Source organism: Rhodococcus sp. P4_F3_2, from assembly GCF_056401335.1.
Window position 1 is genome coordinate 1 of the sequence record NZ_JBFUJN010000032.1, and the last position, 12,104, is coordinate 12,104.

Here is a 12,104-nt window from a genome sequence, read left to right on the forward strand (position 1 = left end):
GTGGAGTTACCCGGCGCCGCTGGGATGGTTCCGGATCCCGTCGTGCTGGAGCAGGTAAGCGTGATCGTGCCAGTCTTGATACTGAGATTGCTGCTCGAGGCAGTCACGGCTTGTCCCGCGGGAGTGACGACGGTCGAAGCCGAAGCGGTATGAGCGCGACACATCCTCAAGACCGACAGTCACGACATTCGTCTCACGGCGACTCGCCCCTCCATCACGACTCCTTTGACGAATGAGCACGTGCAGAATTTGTCGCTCCGGTTCCAGAATTCCGAGAAGCGGCTGGCTGCGATCAGACTCGGTTACCTACCTTGTTCACGTGATATATCTGTTCAACGCCCTTGGTGATCGGCAGGCATGGCTCAACAGCAGGCAGCGCCGCGTGTGGTTGGAGATGAACGATCAGATCGCCGAAGAAATCTTCCACTTAGCGTCTATTCGGAATCGAAGCCTGGTTCGATGCACCACTACGCCCTGATTTTCGTCTTGCCCCGGTTCCGAGATGACGACAGACAGCGGCGATCTCTAACACCGATGTGTAGCACCTTCGACTGACGCATTCGAGAGTTTTGTGCGGTCTCCCAGGTTCCGGGGATGAACAGATTGAAAGTCCGCGGTCAACCGATCGCCTGGGCCGACGCGAGGCCAGGCGATGAACCGATGGAAGCTGCGATGACTGGTGCCGTCATCAGCATGCAGGCCTGGCCGTAGATGGTCGAACGTAGGAACGGCCTTTCCGACATGCGTGGGTTGTCGCCGACCAATCTGAAGTACATGCGGAAGATGGCGAGCGTCTGGGGCGCGATGCAATCGGCCAACAAGCTGTTGGCCAATTGCCTGGGGGCATGTGTCGGTATTGCTCGACAAACTGGATAAACGGTCCGACCGCGACTGGTATGCATCAACGGCTACTGAACACGGGTGCTCGCGCAATGTGATGCAAAATCAGATCAACAGCGGTTTACGTCGCAGGATCGGTGCGGCACTGTCGAATTTCCAGGACCATCTTCCTGCCGGGGATTCCAATCTCGCTCAACAGTTGGTGCGAGACCCGTACGTCTTCGATTTCCTCGATACACCGAACGTGTCGCTGAACGAGAGCTGGAGTCCGCGAACGGAATTCCTCGTCTTGTCCGGCACACCGAGAGCCAGGACGGTTCTATGTCCAGTCGATATGGACGGATTCGATGGAGTCGAAGTGAAATCCGAAAGTGTCGCCGTACTGGTCGAAGCCCTTGTTCTCGGGGTAATCCATTGTGGCGTGACGTTCGAGGATGGCAACCACCCGGGCATTATCGTCGTTGGCCAAAGCCATGGCGAGTTCGCGTGTTTCGTCGAGACTGAAGGGGCTGTCGGAGTTCGCGAAGTCGAGGGTACGCACTCGGTAGTCGTAGCCTTCTTCGGAACCGTTGCGGACGGACACTCCCCCGCGGACTCGGATGGTGGCCTTTTTGGGTTGTCCGTCGGGTCGTAGGACGCCGGCGCGGTCCATGATGTCGCGAGCTTTGACGTTTTTGAGTTTCTTTTTCGCATCGGCGCGCAGCTCGTTCGTTTCGCCGGAACGGTAGCGAGAGACCGCTGATCGTGAACGGCCGATTTTCTTTGCGACAGCGTCGATTCCACCGAGGCGTTCGATGGCGGCTCGCCGTTGTGCACGTTCGGTGACGTCGGGGTGCGGGATTCGTCCTTGCTGCGCCCAGCGGCGCAGTGTTCGGTCAGAGGGGGGCTTTCTTCCGGCGTCGACAGCTGCTTGCCGTAGGCCTTCTTTGCCGATTTCGGTACGGATCTGACGTACGGAGACTTTGCTGGTGAGTCCGGCTAATCCCCCACTTTTGACTGATTTCGATTTTTCGATACCGCTGGTCGCTGCTGTCGAGACGGATACGTTGAGTCCGTCCAAGCCGACGGTCTTTTGTGCGGGTTTGGTAGATCGCGGTTTCGGAAGATGTAGGGCCACTATATGTTTCCTTCATCTTCGTCGGTGAATGCAGCTTTGAGTGCGAGGTTGATCTCGTGGGTGTCGCGTGCGTCGGTCAGCATGACGGTGATGTTTTCGGTGAGCGGGGCGCTCTTTTCCAGAGTCATTTTCCCGAGTGCGCCACTGTTGTCTGCGATGTCGATGCCCGGGGGCAGGGGGTAGACCCAGGAGTCGGTGACGGTGCGCAGTGGCCATCGGCCGGTTTCGCGTGCGATGCGCATCGCGACGCGGCGGCCTCGCCAGCGGCAGTGTGCGATGATCGCTGCTCGCCAGAGCGGTTGGTGGTGGTGTTGCATTTGTTTGGCGGTCCACATGTCGGGGTTGACCATTCGGCCGATGTAGCCCTTGTAGCAGGCGCCGATGAACCGTTTCATTGCTGTGTCGCCTGTGTCGACGGCAACTTTGCGGGCTTCTCTCAAGATTTTCGCCCACTTGTCGAGGGCTCGACCTTGTTCGGGGTAGACCCATGCTTCTGCGATGTCGAGGTCGTCGAGTTCTGCGCCGATTCCGCCATCGGCGATGGACGTTTGAAGTGCATCGAGGCTGACGGTGGTGATCCAGGTCTGCACAGGTTGGTCGGCGAGCATGTGTGGGTGAGGCAACGGTAGAGCGGGTGGGAGCGCCAGCATGTCACCCGGTGGGAGGGTTACACGCCAGAGTCCGAACGGGGTTTTCGATTGCCGCGCAGTGTCGAGCGCGTTCTCGCCGCGAAGATGTCGAGGTTTTCCGTAGCCGAATTCGAGCATGCCAGCCGAAGCGAGGTACGCAGCTCGTTGGTCTATCGATACCAGTTGTGTTGCGTCGGAAAGTTCTTCGAGGTCCGGGATGCGGGTCCATCCGAGGGCAGGTTCGAGATCTCCGCGGGGTTCGCCGTCCAGCGGTGGGACCGGTCCACCGGCAGTGACGACGATTCCTTTACCGCTGCGGGTGCGGTCGCGTTTGATCTTGTCGACGATGGCGGCGCCGGTGCGTGCTGGGGTGGGGCCGGGTAGCACGCCGAGGTGTTGTGCGCACCAGGCGAGTCGGCGTCCCAGTTCGCGGGCAGCGGGGAGGTCGTCGTCGGGGAGGTAGGTTCCGGCGGTGGGTGATCCGAGGATCCCCATGTCCCCCACGCGATTGCCCCATCCGAAGTCTTTGTTCCAGTAGGTCCACACGTAGGGTTCGATGAAAATGTCGACCATGGATGTGAAGTTCCCGGTGGTGCGGGAGAGGTGGACGACGTGGCCGGGTTCTCCGCGGAGTTCCCATCCTGCGGTCAGCATTGGGGTCAGCGTGGCGTGGAGGATCGCGGTGAGTTCTTCGGCAGCGCGGGTGCGGAGGATTTCCATGTCGTCGACGTCGTCTTCGCTGCCTGGGTCGATGATCCATCCGAGCATTTCGCAGGCTTCGATTCCGACTATCCAGATCTGTGCCGGTGCGCCCAGCGGGGTGAGCGTTGCCCATCTGATGAGTTTGTCGAGTTTTTCGATGGAATCTACTGGGCCGGTGAGTGTGTGGCCAGATGGTGTGTAGGTGCTGGCTGCTGTGACAATGACGGCGTGGCCGTCTGCTGCCTCGCCGGCGGAAGGAAGGGCGGCCGGTTCGGTTGCGTCGAGTTCTGACGCCTGGGTGGGTTCCGTTTCCATTTCGTTGGAGCGCTCATCCGGAGGGGCGACGATGTCGTCGGTCCGGGGGTGCTCCACAACCCCGGAATCCGTTTCGAGACAAGCGGTGTCGTCAACGTCGAACAGAGAAGGCTGATCGGGTTCGGGAACTTCGTCCGAACGAGTAGCGGATTCTGGTGTTTCGAGCTCGAATAGCGTGAACTGCTCCCCTTTCTTCAGCGCCATGTTTCATCCTTTCCGTTCACTGTCGTCATCATTCGAGATCGAAGGCGGCGCGCACGGCTATGGACAGTGATTCCTCTTGCGCTGGAAGAAGATAACCGATGATGTTGCCGAGTGCACTGACGGGAATGGTCGTGATGTGGTCGCAACTGACCACCGCGTCGGCGGATAGTCCGTTAGCGGCGCTGACGGACACCTCAGTGGACAGTCCTCGGATCTCGCCGGTGATGGGCGCTACCGTGACGGTCCCGAGGTGTGGACGGACCATCTCTCGGGTGAGTACGAGGACCGGCCGAACTGTGTCGAGGTTGGCTTCATGAATTGGTCGCATCAGGTCAAGCCTGTTGGCTGTCGATTCACGGCGTGGTGAGCGAGGGGGCTCAGATCATGTTCGGATGTTGCGGCCGAGAGGATCTCCGCGTCTCGTGCGGCTATCTGACGGCGACGCTCCCGTTCGAGGGCGCGCAACACTAGTGAGGCTCGCGAGGCGGCGCGATGTTCCCTGACTTCGTCGTCGAGAAATTCCACGATCTCGTCCGGTAGTCGTACCGCGATCTGCGTGCTCATATGCCAATGGTACCGAAGTGGGATTCGTTTTGGTACCACCATCGTGTGCGAGTTCTGGAACCGATCATTTCAACGGGAGGCAAGGGCCGATGAAGTACTCAGCGGCCCCGACGCGGCACACCTTGCCACGCACACGGTTTCCGCTGTCTTCATCGGTCGATCTGTATCTGGTGTTCTTCAGTCTCAGTGACGGTCCCATCGATGGTTACGTCTCCACGTCGGTACGGCTCGGATCGCTGAAATATTCGCTATGAGACAAAGCACTGCGGGGATTCGACTGTCGATGTCGGGCACTCTGTCACTCCTCTCGACGACGCGACTGCCTCGCTACCGTCGAGGAATGAGCAGTACACCGTGCACACGGTTGGCGACGTCACTGCGAGGATTGAGTCCGGTTCCTCTCCCCTACTCACGGCCTCGCCAGCGCGCGGACTACGCATCTAGGATCAAATACGCGTTCACTAAGTCGTCGATGCGTGAAGTGAAATCTCCAGGGTCGCCGAGTACTTGTATGACTTGAACTGCGCCGATAAATCCCGCGCACAGATTCGCTGCCAGGCGCTGGGCGGCGGAGGCGGGAAGCTGTCCGTCTGCGATCGCAGTATCGACGAGTTGGCTGACGAGTTCCACCCACTCACGGAACGCGGGTGGGGCGGTTTCGAGACCTGCTTCTGTGGTGAGCCTGAGGCCGGCTCGGGCCAGGGCATCGTCGGCTATAAGCGCCGCTGAACCGTTGAAGAATGCAGCCAACTGCGACAACGCTGGTATTGCTGATTCGTCGGTTGATTGTCGGATTCCGTCGAGCGCGGTCAACCAGTGGTTGATGAGTTCTCGCGCGATCGTTTCCTTGGAGTCGAAGTGGAAGTACACGGCTCCTTTCGTGGAGGCAGCCTCCGCAACGATGTCGTTCATGGAGGTGGCGGCGTACCCATCGATCGAGAAGGAGCGTGCAGCTGCCTTGAGGATCTTTGCCTTCGTCTCGTGCGCTCGCTGTTGTCGGGGTCGCTGTCGCGGTTCGGGCGGAACGATCACGTGGTGTCGGTCGTCTGGGTCGGTCAATGCGGGTTCCTTACCTGCAGTCTGTGGGGACTCTGCTGTGGTCAACCCCTCCATGATGATGCAATTCCTGGCGCTCGGGAACCTTGGCGTTGGCGGGTTGCGGCGCTACTCACGTTGTAGTGACGAGTTGGTCGGCGAAGTGAACATCGGAGGCTCGCATGTCGATGAGCGGCGGGTTGTCGAAGCCAGCTGCTCGGGCCGCGGTATCGAACTTTTCGTATCGACGCCACGAGGTCGATGTTGCAACGGGAGGGTTGGACGTCTGGGCGATCATCTCCCAGGTGAGAGTCGGGTCTGCAAGCTTGCGTCGTGCGGTGTCCTTGACAGCGTCGGGCAGGTCCGATGTGGCAATGAACCATTCGAGTTCGGCGTGCGCCACCGCCTCTGCGTTCGACGGCTCCGGGTCCACTGAGGACCTCGTTTGTTCGGAGGGGCTCGGATGCGGAGCGCTTTCCGGCGCGTCACGCGTTTCTACGACGCCCAAAGAAGGCTGGGCTCCTACAGCTGTTTCGTTGCGCATGACGACGCTTTGCGTAGCACCCGCACCCACACCCACACCCACACCCACACCTGCGGCAGCATTGTCGATCTCGATCTTGTAGTCGGAATATGCAATACCCGTTGCTTTGATCAGGATTCCCAGTCCGTGCGTGAAGGCGAGTACGAGCACCGGCGGAATGACCGCGATCATGGCTGCAACGGCCGGGTCGAGAGGCGTGTAGCCGATACTCTGACCTGCCGCAACGGCCTGTTGCGCAACTGTTGCGGAGTGGAACGCATGGTAGGCGTTCCCGAGGATGCTGATCGCGACCACTGAAACAGCAACAGCAACGTAGAAGTACTTGTCGCGTCGATGCATCTTCAGTTTGCTCAGAATGACGATGGCTACGGTGGATCCGAAGATTGCACTGTCAACGATGACGGGAAAGATCCATGCGAGGTTTTCGGGGATGGTTCCTTGGCGGGCGAGGTCCCGCTGGACTGCGAAGGAGAGGACAAATGCGCCTGCGGTGATCCCGATTGCGATGAAAATCGCGATGAGAAGTGCGGCGATCAGTGCTCCAAGCTGGATCCGCGCTGCGCGCAGACTAAAATCACCCATGATCGGGTTTTCCTTCCTACAAGGGGTGTTCTCGGTCTGGAGTCCCGCTGGTTGCCGCCGGCGGGACTCCTCCTGGTTTCGGAAGATTTCTTCTGGTTGTACTCCTGCGTTTCGTCCGTTTTGCGTGCGGTGAGGGTTGACAGCGATTTCTAGCGGTCGTATCCGAGAGTCGACTGATGCTTTTTGCGTCGCACTCAAAGCACGTCGGGGATGTCGTTCCAGCTGCGTGCCTGTTGATCTCAGAGTGACGTGGGGTGGTCTGCAATTTTGCGTGAGAATTGCGTGACTGCAGCGGATTGTTCACGCAATTTGCTCCAGGCTTTGCGCTGCCAAGGCTTCTAAGTTCTACAGAACGGACTGTCAGCAGATGAGAGGGACATGACATTGCGCGCGCAGCAAGGGCTTCCCGCCCCGGCGGTTCACTTCCCGCCCGCACCCGACAGCCGTTCTCAATATCGAGGTCCTTGGAATGTCCCCCACATATGCCTACTCGGCTGTCGTGCCAGGCGCCTCTAATTAGGTCTTCCAACCGAAACACAAGATGCCCTCGCCCGGGGGGCCGAACTCCACAATCAAGAATTAAGACAATCCATCATGCGTGCACGCAGTGCATGCCATGCACGCGAGTCTCTTTATAGTCCTCTGGCCTTCAGGTATTCGTCCAGCGCGGCCTCGGTCATCGATGCCTCGCTGATTTCGCGATCGCCAGTCTCGTACCGCAATTTGTCGACGCCACGCCGGAGGCGATCCTTCGTCGAAGGTTTGATGCGCGTGTTGTGGGTCATCGACAGCTTCTCCTCCTCATCTTTACGGGCACTGAGATCCGCTGAAGGCGATGGTGGCGTAGCTGCAGGTGCCGCAGGGGTCGCGTCCCCCCTGGGCGGACGTTCCGGGATGAGTTCAGCCGGATGTGTCTTACGAATGGCAGGTTCCCGCTTCACGCTCATGCCGGGGCTCCGATCACGATGGGCAACTCAGCGAGCAAGTCGCTGTAGGCAAGTTGCAGCGTCAATGCTTTCCCGCCCTTGAACTGGTGAATCGGAGTGCGATTCGAGTGCGCGTCCTGGCGGGCCGCGAGTTCCGGGATCGATGTCTTGGCGACGAGTGAGCCGTAGGTCTCCCGTAGCTCGCTCTCTCTGAACTCATGTTCGCCGGTAGACCGTTTACGACTGATCACGATCTTGTCGAATTCCAGCTTCGGATTCGCCCGTTTACGAACGGTGTCGATTGTCTCTTCGAGCTTCTGAACGCCACCGACACTGTCGATTGTGGGTTCAGTGATGGCGACAACGCCATCTGCTGCAATAAGAACCGCAAACAGCACCTTGCCCATATTGGGAGGGCAGTCGAAAAGCACAGCGTCATAAGGAGAAAGGTCGAGCCCTTCGAACGCAACGTCTAGGCGAAACACCAGGTCATTCGACCCATCCGACTCGATTTTTCCGAGCTCTTCGTCTGCGGGAATGAGGTCGACGCCATCCCATGGGGTGGCAATGATCGCCTCGGCTGCAATGCCTTCCCTGGTCTGGTTCATGAGGTGGTAGGCCGTCATCATGCCCTCTTCGAGAGTGACGCCGAGGCCACCGGTCGTATTGCCCTGTTGGTCCATGTCGACGACAAGTACTTTTCCGCCGACCGCGGTGATGGCGCTGGCAAGCCCGAGAGTGGAGGCCGTCTTGCCTACGCCACCCTTCTGGTTGCCGAGTGCGATTTTGCGTGGCTGCATTGCGGACCTTTCATCGAGGGCGTTGACACTTGCGAGGCGTGCATTGCGTGTAAACCACGCGCTGCATGCAATATGTGCATTGCTTGCTGTGTGCGCAATCCACGCTGTACGTGGGCTGCATGCAGACTGTGCGTTACGGGCAAGCCAAGCACTGCGTGCATTGCGCGCTAAGTCTGCTTCACTCGCTAAACACGCACACTGTGCATTACGTGCGCGCGTAGCATAACACGCATGTCATGCGTGACGTACAAGCCTCGCACTCTGCGCGTGTCATGCACGAATTGCATCAAGTGCAACCCTTGCGTTCAACGCGTGGAATGCTCATCACGCGTTCACCGCAACCCGTGCACGTCATGCGCGACACGCTATCCATGCCCCGCTTGCACACACCGCATGCTTTGCACACAATGCGTACCTCGCTAGCCAAGCACTCATCTCATACAACGCATGGCGTGCTCTGCACGCACCGCTAGCGGTGCTACCTCCGCACGCACGCGCTGCTCTGCATGCAAACCATACAACGCTCGCAGCGCACGCAGAGCACGCATGACGCGGTATGCAAGGATTGCACGCATGCCATGCGCTGCTAGCGGGACATGCTTTGCATGCATCGCACGTCTTTCACTTCTGCATGCAATGCATGCTGTGCATACAGACCACGCATTGCGTGGACGCGCAAAATAGCAGGTCAATGCACTCATTGCCATCGAACGAATCGAAAAACAACTGCCGTGAGTGTCACACACCGTTACAAAAGGTCGACCGACCAAGAGCAGCTTGGCTGCCACGATCACCCGATAGCGAGGCGTTCCAGACACGAATCGAAACGTGTGACAGTCCGTCTCGATCAGATTGTCCAGGAAGTCGAAGGGACGCTATTGGGCAGCCAACTGACTAAGGGCGGAAATATAAGGTTCAGCAATCTCCGCTGTGCGCACAGAACAAATTGCTCAACCGTCGCGAGCGGTCCTGCCCAGCCATCCGCCAATGCACCGCCTTGCGGGAATGGAAGGAACGCGCCAACCTTGCGAGGCGGGCAAGACAGCCTGCCACTTCAGAAACTTTCTGATGTTCGCGCCGGGGGCACTTCAATAGAACCCTGTACCCCTTTGAAGGCCAGAACATATTTCATTCCATCGGGGTCCGGACATCCAGGACAGAAGGAAGGACTCACGTGAACCGCACGGATGGTGAAAAAACTGAGACATGCGTGGGACGAACAACCGCACTGATCGGGGGAGGGGTTCCAATTCTATTGAGAGATACAGCCGACTGACCGCCAGTCGGGGCGCTCATCTAACTCACGAACAACATTGCGGAATCATCTCAGGACACAGCGGGGGCCCGCGGTGAAACGAAAATTCTGCGCGAAAGGTCGGTCGCGGCGTGAACCCGGACGTGTAAGGGAAGGGACGTGTGGAGATCCGGATCAGTCGAAGTTCGGCCGCGACGGAATGACCGAAGCGAGTCCGAGCAGGCACTAACTTTACGTCACAGTGACGAAATTAGGCTTGGGGACGGGGTGGGAAGAATCAGTTCCGTCAGGCTTGATTTCGCCGCTTTGCGAGCAGAACTTTCGGGTGGGTAGGCACATTTCGAATACAGCGACGCATGAATCGCAACGCCGAAACACACGCACTTCTCGACCGAGTGGGGGAGGGGATGGAGACAGCTTCCCGTCTACAAGTATCCCGTGCACGACGCCGGCGCTGCCGTGCCGACGGCTACGAACGACGCAAGGTGGCCCACCGTTTCACGCAACAGCGCTGCCATACATGCAATGCATGCCTTGCAACGCACGCATTGCATGTATGGCATGCGCGACCAGGATGCCTCGCAAAGCATGCGTCACACGCAGTGATCGCACCATGCTTCTCTGCACAAAAAGCCGTTTACCTGCGCAAATAAAGATGCTCAGTCAGGTACATGTCTCGGAGAGATACACCGATAGACGATCCGAATACCTACGGGCGCGTCTGCATTGGAGGAAACGGCAGTCGGTTCAACCCCTCTCGGATGTTGAACCCGTACCAGCGCGGCGTTCTTCAAGCACAGAGAAGCGGACCGCCAGCCCGCCATTGACTGGCTCGGGCGGGGTCAATTCTCCGAAAATGGCTGTGGAGCTCCGCGTATTAGATCAAAATGTTGTCCTCCGGGTTCTTTGTATCCCGATCAACGTCGCCATGAGTATTTACACCTGTGGCGATCAGGGTGCTGTGCCACGGATCGCCACACTTCTCGGCAACGCTTGTCGATCAGCGTGAGGCGTGTTTTTCGGACGTGTATTGCTTGGCCGGATTGGGGCCAGTAAAGCCTCAATGCTGCTGCTTGCATGTCAGGTGTGCCCGAATGCTGGCTAGGATCTTGGCGCGGTGCTCCGGGTTCGCTGCCATTTTCGTACGCTGAACATGTGAGCTTTCAAGTAATTCTTGTTCCCTCTTTCGCGCCAGGTCGGCCGATTTACGCTGTTCACTGGGCGATTCTCCGGTCCAGTCGATCCCATCGAGCCTGCGTCTGAGGTATGCCAACGGTGAGATCAGGCTTGATCTTGTTGGCCAGATCCACCCCCGATCTGCTGTGTCTCGGGAAAGCGTCTGTGCAATGTCACGTCCTGTCCATCGCGTCGTATCGATCTTGACATCGCGGAGAAGATCACAGATCGCCCCGATATGTCCGGTCGGTCTGAGAGCCGGCGCATGGTTGACGAGTTCGGCTGCAGTCCTCTGAAGTGCCAGAGGCCGCGGTGTGATCCGAGAAATGCTTCGTTTTTTTGTTGTGAGCTGGGCTCGCGCGTGCGCGCGTTGGTGAGTTCTTCCTAACGGAAGAACTTCAAAAGATAAAAAACCAACACTAGATAGGGTGTCAGTTCCTATCGGCCCTGGTCGACTGCTGTGGGGCTGATAGACGCGATTGACGTCGGGCCTCAGAGAGTTGCGAGCTCTGTGGCGGGTTGCTCTTTCAGAGGCCCGAGACGGTCGCGTCTTGGCGAGTTTGCGCTGAGGTGTCGTTGCCACGATTGTTCGAGGGGATGACAGTGACCATGTCGATGCAGCGCGGTGCTGTTGACCCCCGTGATGGGCTTCAGCAGCCAGAAATTCCAGGGTTTTGAGGTTCCGTCCCCGGACCTGTTCGATGCCCATTCCCAGAGCGATGAGCACTCGCCTGGCGCGATTGACAGAGGATTCGCTGACTTTGGCCCGGGCAGCGATCGTCGATTTCGCTGCGGAGACCCCGCGGCCGGTGTGGGATTCGGCGAAATGTGCGTGAGCTTGTGCCACTGCGTAAGCCTTGTCGGGCTTGATCAGGTTGCGCGCGCACAACGCCTTACCGGCCGGGCTGGTGGTGTGATGCCGGAATTGGCGGAGCCATTCCCTGCGTGAAGTCCACACTGGAACGCGTGCTTGTTCCGTTGGCTCGACAGGTAGGGACCAAGACCGTCCTCGCTGGTCAGTGGACTCGTTGAGTTGCCGTGTAGCGGATTCGAGGCGCGCGATACGTGAGAGAGCATCGTCGACTGCCGCTTGCCATTCGTCGACTTCTGTCGATTGAGGGACCGCGGATTGGGTGCCAATGCGCGACACGCCGAAGGTTGGTGATATGGAATGAGTTGGGCTGTATTCAGGGTATGCGCTACCCTGAGACGTACCTGCCATAGGTAAGTCCCTTCCAGGGGATGCAGTACGAGCAGAGAAAGCGCTAACTTTCGAAGCTCACCTCTCGAGAATGTTCGAGAACAGATGTCGGAGAACCTGCCAGTTCTCAGTCGACGTCAAGGACCTGCCAGTCCTTATTTCGCCGCGATGCGGTCCGCTCCCAATCACCCCCTTCGGGGGCCTTTGTGCTTTT

General features: G+C 58.7%; 9 protein-coding genes and 1 pseudogene. 2 read left to right on the forward strand and 8 right to left on the reverse strand.

Annotated elements, in window-relative coordinates:
* Positions 1-732 precede the first annotated feature (732 nt).
* A pseudogene (locus tag AC1DWA_RS26560) lies at positions 733-1,113 on the forward strand (DUF1016 N-terminal domain-containing protein); the annotation flags it as partial.
* A 46-nt stretch (positions 1,114-1,159) separates the two neighbouring features.
* Here the strand turns inward: AC1DWA_RS26560 and AC1DWA_RS26565 are convergent.
* From AC1DWA_RS26565 to AC1DWA_RS26600, 8 genes are all read right to left on the reverse strand, one after another.
* A complete protein-coding gene (locus AC1DWA_RS26565) occupies positions 1,160-1,957 on the reverse strand; it encodes a hypothetical protein (RefSeq protein ID WP_477917237.1) in 798 nt (265 codons plus the stop codon).
* Positions 1,957-3,807, reverse strand: a complete 1,851-nt coding sequence (locus tag AC1DWA_RS26570; RefSeq protein WP_477917239.1) for a hypothetical protein — start codon at positions 3,805-3,807, stop codon at positions 1,957-1,959. Before AC1DWA_RS26570 ends, AC1DWA_RS26565 begins: the two co-directional genes overlap by 1 nt.
* 28 nt (positions 3,808-3,835) lie before the next feature.
* Positions 3,836-4,135, reverse strand: coding sequence for a type II toxin-antitoxin system PemK/MazF family toxin (locus AC1DWA_RS26575; protein ID WP_234552699.1), 300 nt, complete (start codon positions 4,133-4,135; stop codon positions 3,836-3,838).
* Positions 4,135-4,371, reverse strand: coding sequence for a YlcI/YnfO family protein (locus AC1DWA_RS26580; RefSeq protein ID WP_133729175.1), 237 nt, complete (start codon positions 4,369-4,371; stop codon positions 4,135-4,137). The genes AC1DWA_RS26575 and AC1DWA_RS26580 overlap by 1 nt, the downstream gene beginning before the upstream one ends.
* Positions 4,372-4,803: 432 nt before the next feature.
* A complete protein-coding gene (locus tag AC1DWA_RS26585) occupies positions 4,804-5,484 on the reverse strand; it encodes a TetR family transcriptional regulator (RefSeq protein ID WP_477917242.1) in 681 nt (226 codons plus the stop codon).
* Positions 5,485-5,539: 55 nt separating this feature from the next.
* Positions 5,540-6,532 (reverse strand): DUF2637 domain-containing protein, encoded by a 993-nt coding sequence (locus tag AC1DWA_RS26590; protein WP_477917244.1) that lies wholly within the window; start codon positions 6,530-6,532, stop codon positions 5,540-5,542.
* A gap of 632 nt (positions 6,533-7,164) precedes the next feature.
* Positions 7,165-7,317, reverse strand: coding sequence for a hypothetical protein (locus tag AC1DWA_RS26595; protein ID WP_007733689.1), 153 nt, complete (start codon positions 7,315-7,317; stop codon positions 7,165-7,167).
* Positions 7,318-7,475: 158 nt separating this feature from the next.
* Positions 7,476-8,258, reverse strand: a complete 783-nt coding sequence (locus tag AC1DWA_RS26600; protein WP_007733691.1) for a ParA family protein — start codon at positions 8,256-8,258, stop codon at positions 7,476-7,478.
* 3,132 nt (positions 8,259-11,390) lie between these two features.
* On the opposite strand from AC1DWA_RS26600, the gene AC1DWA_RS26605 reads away from it, so the two are divergent.
* A complete protein-coding gene (locus AC1DWA_RS26605) occupies positions 11,391-11,525 on the forward strand; it encodes a hypothetical protein (RefSeq protein ID WP_256670376.1) in 135 nt (44 codons plus the stop codon).
* Positions 11,526-12,104: the final 579 nt, after the last annotated feature.

Excerpts from the sequence above, each read along its gene's own strand:
- AC1DWA_RS26605 (WP_256670376.1), top strand. The coding sequence starts at position 11,391 with ATGCCCATTCCCAGAGCGATGAGCACTCGCCTGGCGCGATTGACAGAG.
- AC1DWA_RS26595 (WP_007733689.1), bottom strand. The coding sequence starts at position 7,317 with ATGACCCACAACACGCGCATCAAACCTTCGACGAAGGATCGCCTCCGG.
- AC1DWA_RS26600 (WP_007733691.1), bottom strand. The coding sequence starts at position 8,258 with ATGCAGCCACGCAAAATCGCACTCGGCAACCAGAAGGGTGGCGTAGGC.
- AC1DWA_RS26580 (WP_133729175.1), bottom strand. The coding sequence starts at position 4,371 with ATGAGCACGCAGATCGCGGTACGACTACCGGACGAGATCGTGGAATTT.
- AC1DWA_RS26575 (WP_234552699.1), bottom strand. The coding sequence starts at position 4,135 with ATGCGACCAATTCATGAAGCCAACCTCGACACAGTTCGGCCGGTCCTC.
- AC1DWA_RS26585 (WP_477917242.1), bottom strand. The coding sequence starts at position 5,484 with ATGGAGGGGTTGACCACAGCAGAGTCCCCACAGACTGCAGGTAAGGAA.
- AC1DWA_RS26590 (WP_477917244.1), bottom strand. The coding sequence starts at position 6,532 with ATGGGTGATTTTAGTCTGCGCGCAGCGCGGATCCAGCTTGGAGCACTG.
- AC1DWA_RS26570 (WP_477917239.1), bottom strand. The coding sequence starts at position 3,807 with ATGGCGCTGAAGAAAGGGGAGCAGTTCACGCTATTCGAGCTCGAAACA.